Source organism: Pantoea sp. PNT03 (assembly GCF_014852515.1).
GTDB classification, from domain to species: Bacteria; Pseudomonadota; Gammaproteobacteria; order Enterobacterales; family Enterobacteriaceae; genus Pantoea; species Pantoea leporis.
In genome coordinates this window covers 134747-155571 of the sequence record NZ_JACVBT010000002.1, presented here as the reverse complement: position 1 = coordinate 155571, position 20825 = coordinate 134747, and the positions used below count along the sequence as shown (strand labels likewise).

The following is a 20825-nucleotide window of genomic DNA, read 5'->3' as shown; positions in this document are numbered from 1 at the left end:
TGGTTCATGATCTCGATTACATCTCAACGCTGTCGTAATAGGTAGCGGGCGCTGACACATCTGCTGCGTCACGGGCCTTCCTCGCGCCGCCGGTCCGTCAGGCAGACGAGCGAAGTGAAGGTACCGCGCAAGCGGCGCGAGGACCGCCGGACCAAAAGTGACTTCGGCCTGCTCACTCGCGCTGGCTTAACTGACAAACATGAGGCCATGCATTGTGATGTTAAAAACAGCCATATCTCCGCTTACTTAATCGCTATATACTCCGGTGCATATCGAATTCAGGAGCTTTTATGCATACCTCTTTTAAGCGGATTATTCTGGCGGGATTACTCACTTTCACCTCGTTTCATAGCTATGCCAGCCGCATCGTCACCGATCAAATTGGCCGTCAGGTGGAGATTCCGGACAAGATTGATCGCGTGGTGGTGCTGCAGCACCAAACTCTGAACCTGCTGGTGCAGCTCAACGCCACCGATAAAATCGTCGGGATTTTGGCGAACTGGAAACAGCAGTTAGGTGAGGGTTATGCGCAATTAGTGCCGGAACTGACGCACAAAGCGATGCTCGGTGATTTGACGCATGTCGATCTCGAAAAGCTGGTGGCACTGCATCCGCAGGTGGTGTTTGTCACCAACTATGCGCCGAAAGAGATGATCGACCAGATTTCTGCCCTGGGCATTCCGGTGCTGGCGATCTCACTGCGTCACGATGACGCCGGTCAGCAAGGCAAAATCAATCCCAGTATGCAGAATGAAGATCAGGCTTACGATCTCGGCATTGAGGAAGGCATCACTCTGATTGGCAATGTGGTCAACAAGCCAAAACAGGCGCAGGAACTGATTGATGCCGCCTTTGCCGGACGCAAAATTATCAGCGATCGTTTAAAAAATATGTCTGAACAGCAGCGCGTGCGTGCCTATATGGCGAATCCCGACCTCACCACTTACGGCTCGGGCAAATATACTGGCTTGATGATGGCGCATGCGGGCGCATTCAATGTCGCGGCCGCGACCGTGCAGGGTTTCAAACAGGTCAGCATGGAACAGGTAGTAGCGTGGAATCCGCAAGTGATTTTCGTGCAGGATCGCTATCCCAACGTGGTGCAGGAGATCCAGCAGGATGCGCGCTGGCAAACCATTGACGCTGTGAAAAATCATCGGGTGTGGCTGATGCCGGAATACGCCAAAGCGTGGGGCTATCCGATGCCAGAAGCGATTGGCCTCGGAGAGCTGTGGATGGCGAAAAAGCTCTACCCGGAAAAATTCCACGACATCAATATGCAACAACAAGCCGATCGCTGGTATCAGCGCTTCTACCGGACGCACTATCATGACCACGCTCAAGATTCTGGCGGCCGGTAGTTTGCGCGGCGTGTGGCCGGATTTAGTGGTGGCATTTAGCGCACTTTCCGGCCTCAAAGTCACCACCGATTTCGGACCGGCGGGCCTGCTGCGCCAGCGCATCGAAGCAGGTGAACCCTGCGACTTTTTTGCTTCCGCCAATCGACGGCATCCTAAAGCGCTGTTGCTGTCGGGACGCGCAGCAGAAGTAGGATTGTTTGCCGCTAATACGCTGTGCCTGACAGTGAAGCGTGACATTGTCACGCAAGTGAATGCTTGGTTATCGTTGCTATGCCGGGATGATTTGCGCTTAGCGACCTCAACGCCGCTCTGCGATCCTTCGGGCGATTACACCTGGCAACTGTTTGATAACATTGAGCAACGCCATCCCGGATTAGGGATGATGCTGAAAGCCAAAGCGCGTAGTTTGGTCGGCGGTCCAGATAGTTTGGTGATGCCTGCTGGTAAGCTGGCGGCACAATGGTTAATTGAGCAGCAACACGCTGACATGTTCATTGGTTACGCCAGCTATGCGCCGCGTTTGCGGCGCTGCCCGCAGCTACAGGTGATAAACATCCCCGCGCCCTTCAACATTCATGCCGAATACGGCTGGGCGTGCTGCTCAGCTGCCGCGCAGCCTTTTGCAACTTTCCTCTCATCCGCAGCAGCGCAAACGATTCTGCAGCAGCACGGTTTTATGCCGTTTATGGATCGGTAGCCGAACGCTTATTACCAGGTTGCTGCTGCAGCCAACTCGCCGCCCTTTTATAGCGACTCAAGCGCTCTGCCGATGCCAAAACCTGGCGCAGCAGCAGGCAATAATCCATCACCAATCCCGGCGTCCAGGTCATGCCTTCCGCGCGACTGCGCACCAGGCTCAACAGCAAGAAGTCAGGATTGAACAGCACCCATAAACCCTGCAAACCGCGCTCGCCCAATAGACCTTCGGTGGCGACATCCAGCGCCTGAATCACGCTGGTGGAACAGTTACGTGAGGTCAGGTTATAGCGCGTGTCGCTGGCGTTGCTGAGCCAGAAATTACGCAACGCCTGCTGATTGTAGTGAGGCAGCGTCAGGCGTTTGTCGGCCGACACCACGCTTTGATCTCTTTCTCCAGTGAAGGCAGGAAACAACCTTCTACATCAAACTCCTCTTTCGCCCGCAACGTTTTCAGGAAGCCACGAAAATCGCGAGAAACGTCATCCGCAGGATATAGGCTGATGTAAATCTCTTCGCCCATCTCCAGCGAAGTATGGCCGGTAGAGACTTCGCCGCGATGGTCAATCGCTGCCACCCAGCGATCAAACCACGGACGACGCCCCACCACATCGCCGGAACCCACCGGCGTCCAGATGTAGACGTTAAGTGGCGTGCTCACCGCATGCTGACTCATCGGCGGATGCACATAGCCTAATCCGTGCGGCGCACGCAGACCGGCACGCGTAAATATTGGCAATGCGGTGACGCTGGTGTTAGCGGGCAAGGCGTGGATTTGTGCCGTCATCACCAACAGATTGATGCCCCAACCCAACAGCAACAACGCAAAACACAGCGGCACAATCATTTGCGGTGATAGCGGCCAGTTGGTGGCAATCAGCACGCTGAACACCAACTCGCTACAGCCGAGCGTTAATTTGCGCGTCCAGCGCCGACAGCGCATCAGGCAACATGAGATGACGCGGAAACCGCCATCGAGTAAAAACACCGTGGCGAATGCCAGTGAAAGGCAAACGCCGCTGTCGTGAGGAGCGAGAAACACCAGCGCGCCAAAGATCAGCAATACCGTTGATTTCAGCAGTGACGGCCAGGCGATACCGGCAGGTGCGTAAAATGCATTTAACGCTTCCGCTCCGCCCTCTAATGCCAAAAACATGCCTAAAAGCTGCAAGGGAAAGGAGACCGTTCCATGTTGCAGCAGATCCATCACGATCCCGGCACTGGCCCCCAGACAAATCACACCTAACGCGGCGAGATAAGGCCAGCCGGATCTGAGTGCCGGCCCACCCATCAGCAGAAACAGTAATCGCAACAAATGAACACTCCAGCGCTTAACTCAAAGCTCAGTAAGCTCTGTAGACGCGGGCAATCTGCAGCAGTTCGGCGATCGCCCTCTCATTCTGACTTCGTTTACTGATGGTTGTAACAATGAGGGCACTGTACGTGGCGAAGCTTAGGATTGGCTTAACGATTAACCGGTTTACACAGCGATAGCCAACAATACCATGCACAACAGCAGCACATAGATACGCGCATGCCAGACATCGGGCACCGCCGGAATACAGCTACGGGCAAAAAGAATTCCTAAAAATCCGGCGACCACCAGCAGCAACAATATCTTCAGGCTGATAAAGCCGAGATAACCGCTGAAGGGAATCTGCTGCCAGCCGCTGATGGCGTAAGTTATCGCGCCAAAAACGGCGACCGGCAGCGAAAGCGGATTGGCCGCGCTGACGCAGTCGCGCATGGCATAACCATGACGCCGCAGCAGCGGCACGGTCATTACGCTGCCGCCAACGCCGAGCATGGCGGCGATCACACCAATCACTGTGCCGCCCGCGCTGACGGTCAACCGCGACAACATTCGCGGTGCAGTGCGGCTAAAGAAGCCTTTCCGCAGCAGGCAATCAGCGATAGTCACCACCATGTAAACCATAAACAGCCTGCGCACCCAAATGTCGCTCATCACGCCCGCCAGCCACGATCCCATCACCGCTCCGAGCGCGATAAACCAAATTAGCGGCAACAAAGGAACATCATGCAATTTGCCAGCCCGCCAGTTTTGATAACTGGCCCAGCCGGCGTTGAAAATCATCACGGCGGTCGAGGTCGCCACCGCGATATGCATCGCCTGAGCCGCCAGTAACGGCTGCTGCAACAACAATTGATAGACAAACGGCACCACCACAAAACCGCCGCCAAAACCAAACAGCACCGTGGTGATGCCGGTAGCAAAACCCGCCAGCCCAATGATTAACAGCTCGTTCATCGTCTTTCTCTGCGTCATGAAAAGAGTGATGTAGCTTACGCAGCAACCTGCCCGCTTCCCATTTGTGCAGCGCTCAATTACCCTTGCAAATCAGTCAATTTGCGGTGGATGTCGGGGATGCGAAATAGCCACATTGATGAATACGACCACATTGATCGTGACGTGGTGGCGCTGGGCAATGACTACGCGCAGAGATTTGTGCTGCCAGAGCATCGCCATCGCCGCGCGCAGCTGCTTTATGGCGCTACGGGTTTGATGCACGTCGCAACGCAGGCGGGCGAATGGGTGGTTCCGCCGCAGCATGCGGTGTGGATTCCGCCTGACACCGCGCACAGCGTTAAGTTTGTGGGTGTTTCTACGCGCAGTCTGTATATCGAGCCGGTTTGTGCGGCAGCTCTGCGTGAAAGCGATCGCTGTCGCGTCATCAGCGTCTCGCCGCTGCTGCGACAGCTATTGATTGAAGCCGTTGATTTACCGCTGTTATACGCATCCGATCGCGATCAATCTCTGATGCAGTTGCTGCTGCTGGAGCTTGCGGCGATGCCTGCACAGGAATTCGATATTCCACTGCCGCCACATCCGGCGCTGTTGGCGCAATGCCAGAACTTCTTACAAGCACCAACCATTCACGACCCGGCCGATCGTTGGGCCAACACACTGTTTATGAGTCCCAGCACCTTCCGCCGCCATTTCCTGCAGCAGACCGGTTTGTCTTTTTCCGCCTGGCGACAGCGCGCCTGCGTGGTGACGGCGCTGGCGTGGCTGGTGGCGGGCAAATCCGTTAACGACGTGGCGCTCTCGCTCGGCTATGACAGCAGCTCCGCTTTCTCCACCATGTTCCGTCGCGTCACCGGTCAGGCGCCATCATTTTACATCGACCATAACTGAGCAAAGTTTCACCACTCATTTGGCGATTTCAGGCTGAAATCGGCTTTATGAGGATACGATCTCATGCATAACACACTGAAAATAATCTAATTTCTTTTGAAATAGATATGTGTCGAAATTCAGGCGGTTAACTGCTGCTGCACCGCGTCGAGAAACGCCCGCAGCGCCGCCGGTTGCCGTTCGCGCGACATGTAGAGGCCATAGATCGCCAGCGTTTTTGGCTGATAAGCCGACAGCACGGTTTGTAGCTGTCCATTGTCGAGGGCGTGACGCGCCTCCATTTCCGGCACCATCGCTAAACCGCAACCGGCAATCGCCGCATCACACAACACCGACGAGATACCGGCGCTGAAATTCCCGTGCACTGCCGCTGAAAGGGTTTCGCCCTGCGCATCGGAAAACTGCCAGCTCTGCCCGGCGAAACGGCTGTAATGCAGGCAATTATGCTGTGCGAGATCGGCAGGCGTTTGCGGCGCACCACGCGCCTGCAGATAGCCAGGCGAGGCGCACACCACCGAAACACATTCGCCTAAACGTCGGGCAATGGCGCCAGGTTCGGGATCGTCGGTAATCCGCACCGCCACATCAATGCGTTCGCCGATTAAACTCACCGGTTGATTGTTGATCTCCAGTTCGATACGCACCGCCGGAAAACGCGCGAGAAATGCCGGAATTATCGGGCCCAGAATATGCGTGGCGGTGGAATGTGCGCAGGCGACGCGCAAGGTGCCGTGCGGTTCGCTATCCGCGCCCTGATCGGCAATCTCTTCAGCCAATCTCGCCAGCGCGCGCGATTTTTCGAGGATTTTCTCGCCAGCGGGCGTAATGGTCAGTTTGCGCGATGATCGGTGCAGCAAACGTGCACCAGCCCACTTCTCCATTTCATCCAGATAGCGGCTGACCATCGGCCGCGAAATATCCAATGCACGCGCCGCAGCACTTAAGCTGCCCAGCTCGCAAATACGGTTAAATACCGTTGCCGCCGTGACTCTGTCCATATTGGCTCCATCTGATCGTTTTATGAAACTGATCATATCCAGTTTCGGGAATTCTACCAGCCAGCAATTTCTCTACAATAAAGCCCTCAAAGTCGGCGAGGTGCCGGATAAAGGAAAATTCGATGAAAATGAAAACGTTGACGCTGGCATTGGCCTTTGCCGCCCTGCCGGCCTTCGCTGCGCCGCTCAATTTAGACGTATATAACCCGCAAGAGAACGGCATTTTCCCGGTCTCTTCGACGCTGGTTTCTGGCCCGCACGAAGCGATACTGTTTGATGCACAGTTCAGCACCAAAGACGGCGAGAAGCTGGTGCAGATGATCAAAGCCAGCGGCAAGAAGCTGACGCAGATTGTTATTACCTCCGGCGATCCTGATTTCTATTTTGGTCTGGAACCGATTGTAAAAGCGTTCCCGCAGGTAGAAATCGTGGCAACGCCGGAGGTGGTAAAACACATAGAAGCCAGTAAAGCCGCCAAGCTGGCATATTGGGGGCCGCAGATGAAGGACGGCGCGCCAAAGCAGCTATATGTTCCGCAGATTACGCATGCCACGACGTTTAAAATTGATGGTGAAACGCTGGAACTGCGTCACGCCAATGATTACGCGGCTTACGTATGGATCCCGGCGAACAAAGCGATTCTCGGCGGCACTGGCGTGGCTTCCGGCATTCACGTCTGGACCGCCGATACGCAAACGCCTGCTATTCGTCAGCAGTGGCGCAATGTGCTGAGCGAGATGCAAAAGCTGCAACCTAAGCAGGTGATTCCGGGTCATTATCTCGGCGAACGCCCGGCGGGCGATGCGGCTGTTACCTTTACCCTGAACTATCTGCAAACCTTTGAGAAAGCGCTGCAGCAGCACAAAGGTTCCGCGCAGGTGATCGAGACCATGAAAGCCGCTTATCCGCATCTGCCGGAGGAGAGTTCATTGGAACTGAGCGCCAAGGTGAATACTGGCGAGATGAAGTGGTAATTGATGTTTCAGTGAGTGAGGTCGCCATAAATGGCGACCAGCATCGCAGCAGTAAATCGAGCAAATACAAAGCGCGTTTGATTTGATAGGATTTTGGCCCGAATTTGCGAAATAAGGTGGCGGGTCATGCCCCAAAAGAAGGCGACGCTGATTGGTTTACTGGCCATTCTGCTGTGGAGCGCTATTGTAGGACTGATTAAAAATGTCAGCGAAGGATTCGGCGCGGTAGGCGGCGCGGCGCTTATCTACAGCGCCAGCGCTATTTTGCTGATTTTCACCGTAGGCATGCCAAAGCTGCGCACTTTTCCGCGCAGCTATTTAATTATCGGCAGCGTGCTGTTCGTCTGTTATGAACTCTGCCTGTCACTCTCATTAGGCTTTACCCACAGCGGTCGCCAGGCGATTGAAGTTGGCATGGTCAATTATCTGTGGCCAAGTTTGACCATTGTTTTCGCGGTGATAGTCAATCGACAAAAAACCCATCCGCTGATTGTTCCAGGTTTGTTGCTGGCGGTTGCCGGCATTTGTCGCGTATTGGGCGGCGACCAAGGTTTTTCATTCAGCGAAATCGCCCATAACGTGATGGATAATCCGTTGAGTTACGGCTTGGCGCTGAGCGGCGCGGTTATCTGGGCGGTGTATTGTGTGGTAACCAAAAAAATTGCTAACGGCAGCAATGGTATAACGCTGTTCTTTATCCTGACTGCGCTGACGTTGTGGCTGAAGTTTTTGCTCTCACCCCAGCCGCCGTTTGTGTTATCCCCTGAAGTTTGTATCAGTCTGGCGCTTGCTGCGATGGCGATGGGTTTTGGCTATGCCGCATGGAATGTCGGCATTCTGCATGGCAACGTGACCATTTTGGCCGCCGCGTCTTACTTCATTCCGATTATCTCTTCGATTCTCGCCGCCTTTATTCTGCGCTCGCATCTGACCGTCGCCTTCTGGCAGGGCACCGCGATGGTCAGCCTTGGATCGCTGATGTGCTGGTGGTCAACGCGCGTGCAGCAAGCATAATGCTTATCCTGAGAACAAAATTAACTCGTTGATCATTTCCTGCACAGATCGCGATGTGTTGCTACTATAGCGACGTAACACACAGCAATGCGTTGCTACGAGAATTTCAGATTGGTAACGTTTACCTGGCCCGCGCTTAGCGGGCTTTTTTTTTTGCCGGTTATAAATAACGCGGCTTTTCGGTGCGGAATCCGAGGCCAATCAAGCGGCCAAACAGATGGCGCAGGAACGGAAAGCGGCTGATGATCTGCGGCACTTTGCTCGGTGTGCTGCGTTTGCGCTTGTTGCTACTCATTTTGATTTGCAGGAATTGGGTGGCGACCGTCGGGAACTGGCGGCGCTGCTGCACTTTTTGCAGATCCTGCAAGGCAACATTGCCCTGCTGCAGCGGTTTGGTCAGCATATTGGCTGCGGCCACCGCATCCTGAATCGCCAGGTTAACCCCCACGCCGCCAATCGGCGACATCGCGTGCGCAGCGTCGCCGATACAGAGCACGCCAGGTTTCATCCAGTGATCGAGGCGGTCGATGCGAATCGATAACAGCTTAAGTTTGTCCCACTCATCGACTTCCGCCATGCGCTCTGCGCTGAACGGAGCCACCTGCGCCATGGTGCTTTTTAGCGCGTCCAATCCCGCCAGCTTTAACTCGTCGAACTGGTTTTTCTGGATGGTGTAGCCGCACTGCCAGTAATCGCCGCGATCGATGACAATAAAGTTTTGCTTCGGCCCTTTATGGCCCATACCGAGTTGCGGATCGTCGGGATGTTTCTCAAGCCGGAACCACAACACATCGCGTGGCGCACCAAAGCTTTTCCCGGTTAATCCGGCTTTGGCTTTGACCTGCGAATTGCGGCCATCCGCGCCTATCACTAACGAAGTGCGAATAGTGTGACGCTCGTTACCCTGTAACGTTTGCACGCCACTGATTACGCCATCGTCATAAATGAAGTCATCAAATGCGGTGGATTGCAGCAAGGTAAAACCCGGAAATTCAGCGGCTTTTTTGGCGAGAAAGTTGAGGAAATCCCACTGCGGCATAAAGGCGATAAAGCGGCACTCAACCGGTAGACGTGAGAAATCGGCCATGGTGATCTCTTCACCCGCCACTTCCGCCTGCAGCTTCTCCGCGCGCTGGTGCGGCAAGGTGAGCAGCTCATCGAGCAATCCCAGCTGGCGCATGATCTCCAGCGTTGAGGGATGAATGGTGTCGCCACGAAAATCGCGCAGGAAGTCGGGGTGTTTTTCAATAACCACGGCGCGTAAGCCCGCGCGCGCCAGTAAATAGCCCAGCATTAATCCCGCCGGGCCGCCGCCAACGATACAACAATCCGCGCTTATCGCGTTTTCCTGTGCTACCTGCATCCTCTGCCTCACGCCAAAAATGATAATCGTTATCATTTATAGCATAACCTTGCGCTAATGTGATGAAACGAACGTCGAGGCCTGATGCGCCGGCGGCACGGCAAAGTTACGCTGCATGCGTTTGATCTCCTCGGCCGGCGGTAAACCGAACAGGCGTTTGAACTCACGATTAAACTGCGAGGCGCTTTCATAGCCCACCGCGTTGCTGGCCGCAGCCGCCGTCATCTCCTGACGCACCATCAACATGCGCGCCTGATGCAATCGCACCGACTTCACATACTGCATCGGCGGCTGATTGGTGATGCTTTTAAAATGGGTGTGAAAAGTGGGCACGCTCATGCCCGCCAGCGACGCGAGTTGCCCCAGCGTTAGCGGCTGCGCGTAGTGCGCGTGAATGTGGCTCAGCGCTTTGCCCACTTTGCCAAATTGGCCTTGCAAGGTTAACGCCGCTCGCAGCGCGCTGCCCTGCGCACCGGTCAGCACGCGATAATAGAGTTCACGCACCAGCGCTGGACCGAGCATCTTCGCATCCAGCGGATGATTTAGCGTTGTGAGAAAGCGCAACACCGTCTCGCGCAACGTCTGATCCATGGGGCTCGACATCATGCTCTGCGCCGCCTGGCTCTCAAACGCCACATCTTGCTGCTCCAGCTGCAACAGCAATTCCGTCGCCACGCTGAAATCAAGATGCAGGTAAATCGCCAGCAGCGGATGTTCCGCCGATGCCGCGGTTTCCATGGTAAAAGGCACCGGCACCGCAACCGCCAGATAGTGCTGCTCATCGTAGAGATAAACCTGATCGCCAAAGAAGCCGCGTTTCGATCCCTGACAAACAATCACGATGCCCGGATCGTACAGCACCGGCGTACGCGCCAGCGGCCGATCGGAACGCAGGATGCGAACGTCCGGCAGCGCGGTGAGGTTGTAACCTTCCTGCGGCGCTAACGTTTTAAGCAGTTTTACGGTTTGCTGCTGGAGCGTTTCTTTCATCGGATAACATCACATTCATAATATTAGGCAAGGATTAAACAAGATAAGGCCTTATAGCCGTTTCAGCGCCAGAATATTATGCATCCTCTACTTTTTGAGGAGAAACCGCAAATGTCCAACGTTAAAACATTATTCATCACTGGTGTCAGCAGCGGATTTGGCCGCGCGCTGGCACAGGTTGCGTTAAATCGTGGCTATCGCGTAGTCGGTACGGTGCGCAATGCTGCGGCAAAAGCCGAGTTTGAAAATTTGCATGCGGAAAATGCCTTCGCCTATGAATTGGATGTCACCCATTTCGCCGCCATTGAGGCGGTAATTGCCGATGTTGAAACCCAGCTTGGCCCAATTGATGTGTTGGTGAACAACGCCGGTTACGGTCACGAAGGCGTGATGGAGGAATCACCGCTGCATGAGATGCGCCGCCAGTTTGACGTCAACGTGTTTGGCGCGGTGGCGATGATTAAAGCGCTGCTGCCCTTTATGCGCCAGCGCCGTCAGGGCCACATTCTCAACATCACCTCGATGGGCGGTTTTATCACCCTGCCCGGCATCAGCTATTACTGTGGCAGCAAGTTTGCGCTGGAAGGGATTTCGGAAACCCTGAGCAAAGAGCTGGCGCCGTTCAATATTCATGTGACCGCCGTCGCACCCGGATCGTTTCGCACCGATTGGGCCGGGCGTTCGATGGTGCGCAGCGCACGCAGCATCGCCGATTATGATGCGCTGTTCGATCCTATTCGGCAGGCGCGTGAAGAGAAGAATGGCAAACAGTTGGGCGATCCGTTTAAAGCCGCCAGCGCGATGCTCGATGTGATCGAAAGCAGCAATCCACCGGCGCATCTGTTGCTGGGCAGCGATGCTTTGGCATTGGTGCGGCAGAAGATGGAATCATTTAGCGCGGAGATTGATCGCTGGGAAGCACTGACGCGATCGACGGATGGCTGATGGAATAATTGCGGTGATATTCAGGTGCGCATGAATGCGCACCCTATAAAATCTCGCCACGCTGACATTAATGGCGACCGATTTACCCTCAACTGACAGGCATTATTGCAGCACTTCCAACCCCTTTCGCTCGATAAGATTGAGCAATCGCAGTGCTGCTCCGTTAGGTTTTTTCTCTTCTCGTTCCCACTTCACTACCGTCCCCACTGACATGCCGACGTAGGCGGCCAGCATCGCCTGGCTCAGATTATAACGTTGACGTAACTGATTTATTTCATCTCCCGACATCATGTGCAGGACAGGTAGCGAAGCGCGCAATTCACGCAATCTCACACGAGAATCAATTTTTTCTTTTAGCTCATCGGTGACCACGCCAATTTCATTAAAATCCTTGGCGATCTCTTGTAAATCTTTCAGATGATTAACCATCACATTTTACCTCACGCATCTTGCCAGTCTTGATGGCTACTTTTGCTTGTTCTGATGTCATTTCAAATAGTTGTTTGGCCACTTCCTTGTAGAGAGCGAGATCAGATTCAGATATCTCTCGACCACTACTTTTGAATGCGGATTTAGCATAGCCGTTGACGAAAAAAAGATGTTTTTCAGTTTTAAAGGCTACAACCGCCCGGGCCCCGCCACTTTTTCCAGCAACTAAAGGAATGCGCTTCTTGTAAACTCCCCCGCCGAAACTGGCTTCATAAATCCCTGCAATGACTTCCAGCGCCGCTTTGCATAATTTTGCACTATCGATAGCGTCACCTTTGGTGTTTCTATCGAATGGCTTTAAGACATAAATTGCCATGTGTTCCCTCCGTTCTTAATGAGGACTCTCCTTGTCCTGGCATGAAAACCTATTGTACTAAGTGCAATACATATACTCAAGAACAGCCTTCATCACTGAGCATTGTATGAAATACACTCAACCTCCCTGACCTGTTCATTAAGTGATTGTTAACAATAAATTAGCACTTCTGGCCAAATGACTACGCAACTGATTCGCCATATTCCTGTACATATTAATTAAACTTGTATAAGTTTGATGGCTAAAGTTATACGTCAACCTTGAGGATGGAACCATGCGTCAGGATCGTAACTTTTCCACAGCGTCGGAAGCAATTGCACGCTACTTCAAAGAAGCCTCTTTGCCTTCGCAGCAGGAAACGCTGGGGCAGATTGTGGTTGAAATCTTACGTTCAGGACGGACGTTAAGCCGTAAAACACTATGCACCAAGCTGCTGTGCCGTATGGAGCAAGCACGCGGTACTGAAGCGGAAATTCACTATCAGCAATTAATCGGCCTGATGTTTTCCGTAGAACGAGAAGCCTAAATCAGGCGCCGCTGGCCTGAGAATTAACCAAGTGGTTTCCGCCTCATTCAGCTACTGGTTAGACTGAATCCACTTCGTTATTTGCCGCAGGTCTGCCGCGGTAATCAGAGAGAATATATGTACAGAAGTGATGAAGAACGGCTCACCGACATCATCATGGGCGATGCGATTTTACAGTTGCTGAAAAAATCCGGCCCGGTTTCTACTCGCGCACTGCTTGATAAATTGCGCGTGATGGCTTCGATTGAACGCGATCCGCCGCGCCAGCAAGCGCTGAGCCGTGCGATGTCGGAAGTGATGAATCATATCGAAACCCCGCAGCAGAGCGGAATAGCGATCAAAAACACCGATAACGTGACGCATATTTTCCGCAATCGTGACGGTTCAGGTAATGGAACCAAGCACTAAACGTTGGGCGAATGCTGGTTGATCCTCGTTCGCCCTTTTGTTTTTCAATGTAAACACATCACGCTTGTTTTCTTCGCGCGCCACACTGGACCGGAAGGATCGCCTTTCGCCGAGAGCAGCCTCCTGACTTAGCTTATTCCTGAAATGCAGATGGATGCATTGCAAGATCGGATATTGGTGAAGCGTTATCCTAATAAACTTACATCAACTCAATACCAAAACGCTTGAGCAGCGTGGCCCAAAGTAGAAATAGCAAGATGGTGAGTACGCAACTCGCGATCAACGTCGGCCAGAATCCGAGGCGTTGATAAAGAAATGGAAAGGCGACAAACATCGGCAAGGTCGGCACCACATACCAGAAGGTGTACCACGCGTGACTGGCAATTTTGGCCTGACTTTGGCCTTCCAGCTTCATCCAGATCAGCACCAGCACCGTAACCAAAGGCAGTGCGGCAATCAGCCCGCCAAGGCGATCGCTACGCTTAGCCACTTCAGATATCAGCACCACCATGCCAGCGGTTATGGCGTATTTGGCGATGAGCCAGAGCATCCGATTCTCCTTCCTGCTGCAGGCGATTAATGCCGAATCGCACATCCGCACTGCGACATTTCGCCCGGCACATGTTTGCCGTGATGTGAATGGCGCACCTGCAATTCGCCCTGCTGCCAGGCGTTACTGGTATCGGCGCGGTTTTCCAGTAAACGATTCAGCGCTTCGGCGACCAGCAAATCCCGTCGCTGCGCCCAACTGGTGAGATGCCAGGTTGACGCGCGCGCCTCATCGACATCATCAAAACCCACCACCGCAACATGTACGCCTTGCGCGAAGTCGCGCACCGCTTGTAACGCGCCAAATGCCAGCACATCGCTTTCGCAAAACAGCGCATTGATGCGCTCGGCAGCGCGCGTTTTCTTCAAGTACGCCATCATTGCCTGATAAGCCAGTTCGCGATCGTTGCCACCGGCAGAGAGCTCAATATTCAGTTCTTTCTGTTCAGCTTGCAGGCTAGCGACAAAACCGTCCATCTGTCGCACGGGCGCGCTATTTTCCTGACTGTGCATAAAGCCGAAACGTTGATGACCTTGCGACAGCAGCAGCAGTCCCATCTCTTTGCCTGCGTCATAACCATCCGCAATCACAACGTTAGCATCCGCGCTGGCGCTGTGGCTGAGATGAACCGTTGCCGTCTGCGGCAGAATCTCGGCCGACACACTCAATTCATCGCTAAACAGCGAAGTCAGGAAAACCAAGCCGCCGACAGGAAGTTGCGCCGCATTACGCAGCGCGCTTTGAAAACTTTCGCGGGAATTCGCATTCAGCAGCAGCGTAATAAAACCACGCTCATTCAACTGGCGTGTGACTTCATTAAGCAGCTTTACGGTGTTGGGATTGATGAACTCATCGCTGACAATGCCGACGATATTAGAATTAACGGCCATGAAATGACTCTCCTGCAACTTAGCGTGCGGTAATTATTTGTAGGTAACAAAGTTAAGCATTCCACGTTACCCGAATAATCCGCGAGCGCCAATCGCTGGCCGTTGTTCCTGAGATGAATTTGTTAACGACGCGTCAGCGCCAGGCGTACGCCTAAACCGATAAAGGTGATGCCCACCACACGATCAAGCAATTTCTGCAACATCACATTGCGCGACACCGCGCTAGCCGCACTGCCAGCAACCAGGGCAAATATCACGTCAGTCATTAAACCCACAACCGCATACGTCAGGCCGAGCAACAGAAACGAGCTGGCATGATGATCGCCATCAACTACCACGAATTGTGGAAAAAAGGAGATGAAAAACAGCAATACTTTTGGATTGGTAATCGATGTAATAAAACCGCGAATTAATAAGCTGCGCGTATTAGAGCGTGGAATTTCAGCCTGCGGTGTTTTCTCTTCTTCACGGCTAAAAAAGGTTCCCCATACCATCTTACTGCCCAGATAAATTAAATACGCCGCACCAATATATTTAATCACCGTAAATAACAGTGGCGAAGCGGTAATTAGCGCCGTTAACCCGATTGCGCTGGCAATGGCATGCGTGCAACTTCCTAGCGCTACGCCACTGGCTGATATCACGCCGCTACGTCGTCCATTCGCTACGCTTTGTCCTACGACATAAGCTAAATCCGGTCCCGGTGTAATACACAGCAGAAATACGGATGCGAGGAAAAGCGGAAAGTGCGTGATATCCAGCATAGTGACTCCTTGTGAAAGGTGAATAATTCCAGCGCCTATCGTAGCGGCGCAATTAATTGCACACAATAGAAGTAAGAGACACACAATGATTAAAAAAATAGCGCAATAAATCGCGTAAGGCCGATCAATTAAGTACCGCATCAAATCACCGTACATTTTGTAGCGGCGCGAATTACCGCGCAATAAATTGCGCCGCTACGGTTCACTGCAGTTGCAAATACTCAACTACGCCTCCAGCAAAATCGCGAATCCACCATAGATCATACGCTTACCATCGAACGGCATATTCTCGCCCATCTCTTTCATGCGCGGATCGGACATCATTTTGGCATTGGCGGCGTCACGTACTTCCTGCGATGGGTATTCGATCCAGCTGAACACCACCGTTTCGCCCTCTTCGGCTTTTACCGCGCGATAAAAATCGGTCTGCGTGCCTTCGGGAACATCGTCTGCCCAGCACTCGACAACACGCGTGGCGCCAAACTCTTTAAACAGCGGCGCGGCTTTAGCCGCCATGGCACGATAATCCTCCTTATTAGCTTCCGGCACCGCTACGACAAAACCATCAACATACGACATAGCTCGTTACTCCGTCGTCATTTGCGCGGTCAGTAATAACCGCCCATTCATTGTATGAATAACGCGCAACAAGAGCCGAAGCAGAGATGAAAATTTGCGCGCTTACTCGCAGATTCTGCGCGCGCCAGACGATTTACGTTACACTGACGCCTTTGATCGTTACGTCACCGAGAAATCTATGCGCATCACCATCGAACCGGCCGATCAGCCGTTTATTCACCGTTTGTTGGGTGAAGAGATTGAGAGTATTGACACCGCATCCACCGATGCCACGCTATTACAGCAGGCGCTGCACAGCGCACGACAGCAGAAGAATCACGAAGCCGACCTCGACTGGCGCCGCAACGCGCTGTTTCTGCTGCTGTTTGTATTTTTATATGCCGCACTCGGCGCGTCCTTAACGCTGGATCTCACGCCGCAGGCATCGAGCCATAAAAGCCTCGCTTATGCGCTGGAAGCGGTGCCGGTACTGATTGCTTTTTCTGGTTTATTCGTCTCGCTGCTGTACGTATTTCTGACTCGCAGCGGCGCTCGACGCTTGCGTAACTGGGAACAGGGAATATTTGTGCTGGAGAAATACAGCGGCGCGAATTTCAGTCGGCAAATTAATGAAATGGGATCACGCACCACGAATTATTCGCAATCGGCAATTAACGTTGCGCTAGCGCTGTTTATTTGTGTGACCTGGGTGGTGATGTATAACTATTTCACTTTCACCACCAGCGGCGTGATTGGCAGCGTGATTTCACTGTTCATCACCACCATGACCTACGTGATTCTGGATATTCAGCTGCTGAAATCTAATTCATCCATCGCTATTGATGAACCGCTGATTCCAGTTGAAGACGAAAAAGAGAAGCCATAAGGATCTCAATGTGCGACATCCCTGTCGCACATATTTCGCTAGAGTTCTTCGCCGTTGCTGGCGATAACCCGGCGATACCAGTCAAAACTCTTCTTCTTCGAGCGGGAAAAATCTCCGCTACCATCATCGTTTTTATTTACGTAAATAAAGCCATAGCGCTTGCTGTATTGGCCGGTCGTGAAAGACACGCAGTCAATACATCCCCAAGGGGTATATCCCATAAGATCGACGCCATCTTCGGTCACGGCTTTCTTCATCTGTTCAATATGCGCCCGCAGGTAATCGATGCGGTAGTCATCATTGATCTCGCCCTTTTCATCCATTTTGTCGATGGCACCAAAACCGTTTTCCACCACGAATAGCGGCTTTTCGTAACGCTCATAAAGAATATTCAGAACATAACGCAGCCCAACCGGATCGATCTGCCAGCCCCAATCTGAGGCTTTAACGTGCGGGTTCGGTACGCTGCCCTCGAAGCCTGAAAGCGCCGTCCCGCTGCCGGCATTTTCTTTACTGACCGCATTACTCATGTAATAGCTCAGCCCGATATAATCGGCACAGCCTTCCCGTAGGATCTGCGCATCATCGGCTTCCATGGCAATGTGGTATCCCTTGCGTTGCCATTCATTGAGAATATAAGCCGGATAATGACCGCGCATGTGCACGTCACTGAATAGGAATCGCTCCCTCATCGCTTCCTGAGCATACATCACGTCATCCGGATGACAGGAAAACGGATAGAGCGGCACCATGGCGATCATGCATCCAATTTGTAGTGCAGGATTAATTTCATGTCCCAACTTCACCACTTGAGCACTCGCCACAAATTGATGGTGCAGAACCTGATACATGCACTCTTCAGGATTAGGCTCGTGGGTGAAAATAACGCCCGAGCAGCAATAACCAAACAGCGGGGTTTTCCAGTTGCGCTGATTATTAATTTCGTTGAAGGTCATCCAGTATTTTACTTTGTGCTGGAAACGATTAATGACCACCGCGCTGAAGCGGACAAAGAATTCCAAAACTTTTCTATTTTTCCAGCCGCCATATTCGGTTACCAGGAAGTTTGGCATCTCAAAATGGGACAGCGTAATTACCGGTTCAATCCCGTATTTCAGCAGCTCATCGAATAGCGCATCGTAAAAATGCAACCCCTCTTCGTTCGGCTCGGCTTCATCGCCGCGTGGAAAAATACGCGACCAGGCAATTGAGGTGCGGAAGCAGCGGAAGCCCATTTCTGCCAACAGCGCGATATCCTCAGGATAGCGATGGTAAAAGTCTGATGCCTCGTGATTGGCATAAAAGCAGTCATCCTGAATGTCGGCGGTGATGACGCGATCAACACCGTGCGCCCCGCTGGTCAGGACATCGACTATGCTCGGGCCTTTACCGCCTTTATCCCAGGCTCCCTCGACCTGATGAGCGGCAACAGCACCGCCCCACATGAAATTTTCTGGAAATTGCTTATTCATAATCTGTATCTCTATTTATCAGAGGGTGCCAGGCTGCGGCACAGAGCGAACGTCAGGTTGGCTGTTTTCTTTGAATCCCGCGACCCAGGAGAAAACCATGCCCAATATGAAGGCGACGAATATGGATACCAGGAAGCCGAGGAACTGCGTCATGTGCCCCTCTTTAAAGAACACCGGCAGGACGGCAATGCCGGGAATGCAGTAACTCCATGAAACCGCGTTGAAAGCCCCGGCGATCATGCCGCCGGCAGCGCCCGCCAGGCAGCCACAAATCATCGGTCGTTTAAGACGCAGAGCCACACCGTAAATGGCGGGTTCAGTGATGCCGAACAGCGCCGTTACACCCGCAGAAAGCGCCATGCGCTTAAGCTCAGCGTCTTTCGCCTTCAGGTATACGCCCAGCACCGCGCCCGCCATACCGAATACCGCGGAGGCTTGCAGACCGGTAAAGGTGTCGTAGCCCAGGGTGGCATAGTTACCGACGGTCACTGGCGTGATGCCCCAATGCACGCCCAAGGTAACCAGTGGCATCCACAAGGCACCAACCACAAATCCGGCAATGGCAGGGCTGAGATGATAAAGGGTGTTGTAGACGCCACCGATGGCGCCGCCGATCATATTGCCGATCGGGCCAAATGCCAGAAGCGTGAACGGAACCATGATGGCGAGGCAGAACATGGGCGTGAACAGGTTGCGTATCACCATCGGAAGCAGGCGCTCGAAGAAACGCTGTACATACGACATGCCCCACACCATCAAAATAATGGGGATCACTGACGAGGTGTAACTCAAATACTCTACCGGCAGCCCCATAAAGGTCAGCGGCGCGGCATCAAGCGGAATGCCAACGATCTGCACCATTACCTTTGAAATCTCGGGATTTTCAACCGCGCCCTTCATCAAAGCCTGCACTGCGGGATCGGCTGAGTTGGCGGTGAGGATTTTGTTGGCCGTCAACATATTCAGGTAATCCGGCGACACCAGCGCGCAGGCGGAGATAACCGCTGTGAACGGATTGACATTGAATTTTTTGGCGGCGGTAAACGCCACCATCACGGGCAGGAAGGTAAAGCCGGTCCACGAAACGAAGTTAAGGATGCGATAAGTGCCGCTTGCCGGATCCATCAGGTCGATGGCGGTCAGCAGCGAGATGATGCCCTGAAGCACACCGCAGGCTGCCAGCGGATAGAGAAAAGGCGCAAATATGCTGGAGATGATATCCATAATGCGGCTAACGATACCGACATTAGGCGGTGGTACCGCTGTACTTTCGTCGAAAGTGAGTAGATTCTGCACTTCGCGATAAGCATCACCAACGTGATTGCCAATCACCACCTGCATCTGGCCGCTGGCCTGCATCGCGGTGATAACGCCTTTTACCCGCTTTAGTGATTCAACCTCGACCAGAGAATAATCTTTCAGCACAAACCTCAGACGTGTAGCGCAATGTGTCACACTTATCACATTATTATCGCTACCTATCAGTCTAACGATCTCTTTCGCAGAATCCGCATAATCTATTGCCATGGTTTTCTTCCATTGCCAGAGGGAATTCAGTCCGTCAGGAGCGGACTAATTCCGGCAATGTTAGAAAATCATCCCGGCAATGTCACGAGGTCACAATATGTTATAACGGGTCGCTAATTACAAAAATGTCACACCGCGTGACATATCGCTGACATTATTCACCACCAGCTTTCTGCCTATCGATTCAAGAATAAAAATGACCGGAACCTGAGTGGTAATATCGTATTCGCTTTCTATCAAAATGCGAGAAACATGGTAAGGAACAATAAAGTCAGAAAGTTTTGCCAGTGTTGAATCCGGGTTACAGGTAATAGAAATTACTTTGCACTTGTGAATAACAAACTGCCTGGCAAGCTTCAATATTTCGGGAGTTTCGCCAGAGACTGAAAGTACGATAGCCACTGAACTCTGCACCATATCGGTACTCACCGGATAATAGGGATCATCAATGTGATTACTGAACTTGCCTACATTAGAGAAGAAACGCGCACCATACCTGCCAAGCGTGCCAGAGCTGCCTGCGCCTGCAAAGAACACCCGTTCGGCATCACGAATGTATTGAGCCGCCTGATTGATCATCTCATCAAATTCATCGTTTCTGATGCTTTTAAAAAAGGTCAATATTTCCTCGGCTCCATGAGGAATCAGTAATGTGCTATTTTTGTTCAGGTGCAACTTCATACTCGCTTTGAGTTCTGAGTAACCTTTGAAATCCATTTTTTTACAGAATCTCAGAACAGTCGCGGTAGATACGCCAGAATTATCAGCTAGCTCTCTTATCGTCATATAAATAACGGCATTGATGTTTTTAATAATGTAATTATGCACGCTGCTTTCGAGGGCATTTAAGGTTGATAGTTTTCTGGCGTTAAACATCTATTCAAACATCCTGACGATTCAATTATGACGCTTATCATGTCACAAACCGTGACATCTGAGGG

General features: G+C 52.5%; 24 protein-coding genes. 9 read left to right on the top strand and 15 right to left on the bottom strand.

The genetic code is table 11. From position 1 onward, the window contains the following. Positions 1 to 290: 290 nt before the first annotated feature. Together IB226_RS08855 and IB226_RS08850 are read left to right on the top strand one after the other, a co-directional pair. Positions 291 to 1361 (top strand): ABC transporter substrate-binding protein, encoded by a 1071-nt coding sequence (locus IB226_RS08855; protein ID WP_192234732.1) that lies wholly within the window; start codon positions 291 to 293, stop codon positions 1359 to 1361. Continuing rightward, complete coding sequence (locus tag IB226_RS08850) at positions 1330 to 2058, top strand: substrate-binding domain-containing protein (protein ID WP_192234730.1); 729 nt, start codon at positions 1330 to 1332, stop codon at positions 2056 to 2058. Before IB226_RS08855 ends, IB226_RS08850 begins: the two co-directional genes overlap by 32 nt. On the opposite strand, the gene IB226_RS23225 is transcribed toward IB226_RS08850, so the two are convergent. From IB226_RS23225 to IB226_RS08840, 3 genes are all read right to left on the bottom strand, one after another. Beyond that, the gene (locus IB226_RS23225; protein WP_225608245.1) at positions 2045 to 2434 is read right to left on the bottom strand and encodes a hypothetical protein; all 390 of its coding nucleotides are present in this window, start codon (positions 2432 to 2434) and stop codon (positions 2045 to 2047) included. The genes IB226_RS08850 and IB226_RS23225 overlap by 14 nt on opposite strands. Then, the gene (locus IB226_RS08845; protein ID WP_225608244.1) at positions 2413 to 3369 is read right to left on the bottom strand and encodes a hypothetical protein; all 957 of its coding nucleotides are present in this window, start codon (positions 3367 to 3369) and stop codon (positions 2413 to 2415) included. The genes IB226_RS23225 and IB226_RS08845 overlap by 22 nt, the downstream gene beginning before the upstream one ends. 168 nt (positions 3370 to 3537) lie before the next feature. Then, entirely contained in the window at positions 3538 to 4326 is a 789-nt protein-coding gene (locus IB226_RS08840; protein ID WP_192234727.1) for a sulfite exporter TauE/SafE family protein, read from the bottom strand. 117 nt (positions 4327 to 4443) lie between these two features. On the opposite strand from IB226_RS08840, the gene IB226_RS08835 reads away from it, so the two are divergent. Further along, positions 4444 to 5214: a helix-turn-helix transcriptional regulator gene (locus IB226_RS08835; RefSeq protein WP_192234726.1), complete on the top strand. Its 771-nt coding sequence runs from the start codon at positions 4444 to 4446 to the stop codon at positions 5212 to 5214. 119 nt (positions 5215 to 5333) lie between these two features. On the opposite strand, the gene IB226_RS08830 is transcribed toward IB226_RS08835, so the two are convergent. Continuing rightward, entirely contained in the window at positions 5334 to 6212 is an 879-nt protein-coding gene (locus tag IB226_RS08830; RefSeq protein ID WP_192234724.1) for a LysR family transcriptional regulator, read from the bottom strand. Between the two features lie 122 nt (positions 6213 to 6334). On the opposite strand from IB226_RS08830, the gene IB226_RS08825 reads away from it, so the two are divergent. Both IB226_RS08825 and yddG read left to right on the top strand, forming a co-directional pair. Continuing rightward, on the top strand, positions 6335 to 7186 hold the full coding sequence (locus tag IB226_RS08825; RefSeq protein WP_192234722.1) for a Vmh family MBL fold metallo-hydrolase: 852 nt from the start codon (positions 6335 to 6337) through the stop codon (positions 7184 to 7186). Between the two features lie 126 nt (positions 7187 to 7312). Next, the gene (gene yddG, locus IB226_RS08820) at positions 7313 to 8200 is read left to right on the top strand and encodes an aromatic amino acid DMT transporter YddG (RefSeq protein WP_192234719.1); all 888 of its coding nucleotides are present in this window, start codon (positions 7313 to 7315) and stop codon (positions 8198 to 8200) included. Between the two features lie 160 nt (positions 8201 to 8360). Here yddG and IB226_RS08815 read toward each other — a convergent pair whose 3' ends face one another. Together IB226_RS08815 and IB226_RS08810 are read right to left on the bottom strand one after the other, a co-directional pair. After that, positions 8361 to 9563 carry an FAD-dependent oxidoreductase gene (locus tag IB226_RS08815; RefSeq protein WP_192234717.1) on the bottom strand — a complete coding sequence of 401 codons (1203 nt, stop codon included), beginning with the start codon at positions 9561 to 9563 and terminating at the stop codon, positions 8361 to 8363. A gap of 54 nt (positions 9564 to 9617) precedes the next feature. Continuing rightward, positions 9618 to 10553 carry an AraC family transcriptional regulator gene (locus IB226_RS08810; protein WP_192234715.1) on the bottom strand — a complete coding sequence of 312 codons (936 nt, stop codon included), beginning with the start codon at positions 10551 to 10553 and terminating at the stop codon, positions 9618 to 9620. 111 nt (positions 10554 to 10664) lie between these two features. On the opposite strand from IB226_RS08810, the gene IB226_RS08805 reads away from it, so the two are divergent. Next, the gene (locus tag IB226_RS08805; RefSeq protein WP_192234713.1) at positions 10665 to 11498 is read left to right on the top strand and encodes an oxidoreductase; all 834 of its coding nucleotides are present in this window, start codon (positions 10665 to 10667) and stop codon (positions 11496 to 11498) included. Positions 11499 to 11600: 102 nt separating this feature from the next. Here IB226_RS08805 and IB226_RS08800 read toward each other — a convergent pair whose 3' ends face one another. After that, a complete protein-coding gene (locus IB226_RS08800; RefSeq protein WP_101761582.1) occupies positions 11601 to 11927 on the bottom strand; it encodes a DNA-binding transcriptional regulator in 327 nt (108 codons plus the stop codon). After that, positions 11920 to 12303, bottom strand: coding sequence for a type II toxin-antitoxin system RelE/ParE family toxin (locus tag IB226_RS08795; protein WP_192234711.1), 384 nt, complete (start codon positions 12301 to 12303; stop codon positions 11920 to 11922). Before IB226_RS08795 ends, IB226_RS08800 begins: the two co-directional genes overlap by 8 nt. 274 nt (positions 12304 to 12577) lie before the next feature. On the opposite strand from IB226_RS08795, the gene ycgZ reads away from it, so the two are divergent. After that, positions 12578 to 12829 (top strand): regulatory protein YcgZ, encoded by a 252-nt coding sequence (ycgZ, locus tag IB226_RS08790; RefSeq protein ID WP_110866812.1) that lies wholly within the window; start codon positions 12578 to 12580, stop codon positions 12827 to 12829. 117 nt (positions 12830 to 12946) lie between these two features. Next, positions 12947 to 13237: a hypothetical protein gene (locus tag IB226_RS08785; protein ID WP_101761585.1), complete on the top strand. Its 291-nt coding sequence runs from the start codon at positions 12947 to 12949 to the stop codon at positions 13235 to 13237. A gap of 199 nt (positions 13238 to 13436) precedes the next feature. Here IB226_RS08785 and IB226_RS08780 read toward each other — a convergent pair whose 3' ends face one another. From IB226_RS08780 to IB226_RS08765, 4 genes are all read right to left on the bottom strand, one after another. Next, on the bottom strand, positions 13437 to 13787 hold the full coding sequence (locus IB226_RS08780) for a DUF3147 family protein (RefSeq protein ID WP_008102074.1): 351 nt from the start codon (positions 13785 to 13787) through the stop codon (positions 13437 to 13439). Between the two features lie 26 nt (positions 13788 to 13813). Then, positions 13814 to 14677, bottom strand: coding sequence for a substrate-binding domain-containing protein (locus IB226_RS08775; protein WP_192234709.1), 864 nt, complete (start codon positions 14675 to 14677; stop codon positions 13814 to 13816). Positions 14678 to 14799: 122 nt separating this feature from the next. Further along, positions 14800 to 15441 carry a LysE family translocator gene (locus IB226_RS08770; RefSeq protein ID WP_110866809.1) on the bottom strand — a complete coding sequence of 214 codons (642 nt, stop codon included), beginning with the start codon at positions 15439 to 15441 and terminating at the stop codon, positions 14800 to 14802. 225 nt (positions 15442 to 15666) lie between these two features. Then, entirely contained in the window at positions 15667 to 16020 is a 354-nt protein-coding gene (locus tag IB226_RS08765; protein WP_192234707.1) for a DUF1428 domain-containing protein, read from the bottom strand. A gap of 178 nt (positions 16021 to 16198) precedes the next feature. On the opposite strand from IB226_RS08765, the gene IB226_RS08760 reads away from it, so the two are divergent. Then, positions 16199 to 16885 carry a hypothetical protein gene (locus IB226_RS08760; RefSeq protein ID WP_192235577.1) on the top strand — a complete coding sequence of 229 codons (687 nt, stop codon included), beginning with the start codon at positions 16199 to 16201 and terminating at the stop codon, positions 16883 to 16885. 38 nt (positions 16886 to 16923) lie between these two features. Here the strand turns inward: IB226_RS08760 and IB226_RS08755 are convergent, their stop codons facing one another. From IB226_RS08755 to IB226_RS08745, 3 genes are all read right to left on the bottom strand, one after another. Beyond that, positions 16924 to 18357, bottom strand: coding sequence for a 6-phospho-beta-glucosidase (locus tag IB226_RS08755; RefSeq protein ID WP_192234705.1), 1434 nt, complete (start codon positions 18355 to 18357; stop codon positions 16924 to 16926). An 18-nt stretch (positions 18358 to 18375) separates the two neighbouring features. Then, a complete protein-coding gene (locus tag IB226_RS08750; RefSeq protein WP_192234703.1) occupies positions 18376 to 19884 on the bottom strand; it encodes a PTS transporter subunit EIIC in 1509 nt (502 codons plus the stop codon). Positions 19885 to 20001: 117 nt separating this feature from the next. Continuing rightward, entirely contained in the window at positions 20002 to 20760 is a 759-nt protein-coding gene (locus tag IB226_RS08745; protein WP_110866807.1) for a MurR/RpiR family transcriptional regulator, read from the bottom strand. Positions 20761 to 20825 lie beyond the last annotated feature (65 nt).

Coding starts and splice junctions, on each gene's coding strand:
- IB226_RS08855 (WP_192234732.1), top strand. CDS start 291: ATGCATACCTCTTTTAAGCGGATTATTCTGGCGGGATTACTCACTTTC.
- IB226_RS08850 (WP_192234730.1), top strand. CDS start 1,330: ATGACCACGCTCAAGATTCTGGCGGCCGGTAGTTTGCGCGGCGTGTGG.
- IB226_RS08840 (WP_192234727.1), bottom strand. CDS start 4,326: ATGAACGAGCTGTTAATCATTGGGCTGGCGGGTTTTGCTACCGGCATC.
- IB226_RS08835 (WP_192234726.1), top strand. CDS start 4,444: ATGCGAAATAGCCACATTGATGAATACGACCACATTGATCGTGACGTG.
- IB226_RS08830 (WP_192234724.1), bottom strand. CDS start 6,212: ATGGACAGAGTCACGGCGGCAACGGTATTTAACCGTATTTGCGAGCTG.
- IB226_RS08825 (WP_192234722.1), top strand. CDS start 6,335: ATGAAAATGAAAACGTTGACGCTGGCATTGGCCTTTGCCGCCCTGCCG.
- yddG (WP_192234719.1), top strand. CDS start 7,313: ATGCCCCAAAAGAAGGCGACGCTGATTGGTTTACTGGCCATTCTGCTG.
- IB226_RS08815 (WP_192234717.1), bottom strand. CDS start 9,563: ATGCAGGTAGCACAGGAAAACGCGATAAGCGCGGATTGTTGTATCGTT.
- IB226_RS08810 (WP_192234715.1), bottom strand. CDS start 10,553: ATGAAAGAAACGCTCCAGCAGCAAACCGTAAAACTGCTTAAAACGTTA.
- IB226_RS08805 (WP_192234713.1), top strand. CDS start 10,665: ATGTCCAACGTTAAAACATTATTCATCACTGGTGTCAGCAGCGGATTT.
- IB226_RS08800 (WP_101761582.1), bottom strand. CDS start 11,927: ATGGTTAATCATCTGAAAGATTTACAAGAGATCGCCAAGGATTTTAAT.
- IB226_RS08795 (WP_192234711.1), bottom strand. CDS start 12,303: ATGGCAATTTATGTCTTAAAGCCATTCGATAGAAACACCAAAGGTGAC.
- ycgZ (WP_110866812.1), top strand. CDS start 12,578: ATGCGTCAGGATCGTAACTTTTCCACAGCGTCGGAAGCAATTGCACGC.
- IB226_RS08785 (WP_101761585.1), top strand. CDS start 12,947: ATGTACAGAAGTGATGAAGAACGGCTCACCGACATCATCATGGGCGAT.
- IB226_RS08780 (WP_008102074.1), bottom strand. CDS start 13,787: ATGCTCTGGCTCATCGCCAAATACGCCATAACCGCTGGCATGGTGGTG.
- IB226_RS08775 (WP_192234709.1), bottom strand. CDS start 14,677: ATGGCCGTTAATTCTAATATCGTCGGCATTGTCAGCGATGAGTTCATC.
- IB226_RS08770 (WP_110866809.1), bottom strand. CDS start 15,441: ATGCTGGATATCACGCACTTTCCGCTTTTCCTCGCATCCGTATTTCTG.
- IB226_RS08765 (WP_192234707.1), bottom strand. CDS start 16,020: ATGTCGTATGTTGATGGTTTTGTCGTAGCGGTGCCGGAAGCTAATAAG.
- IB226_RS08760 (WP_192235577.1), top strand. CDS start 16,199: ATGCGCATCACCATCGAACCGGCCGATCAGCCGTTTATTCACCGTTTG.
- IB226_RS08755 (WP_192234705.1), bottom strand. CDS start 18,357: ATGAATAAGCAATTTCCAGAAAATTTCATGTGGGGCGGTGCTGTTGCC.
- IB226_RS08750 (WP_192234703.1), bottom strand. CDS start 19,884: ATGGCAATAGATTATGCGGATTCTGCGAAAGAGATCGTTAGACTGATA.
- IB226_RS08745 (WP_110866807.1), bottom strand. CDS start 20,760: ATGTTTAACGCCAGAAAACTATCAACCTTAAATGCCCTCGAAAGCAGC.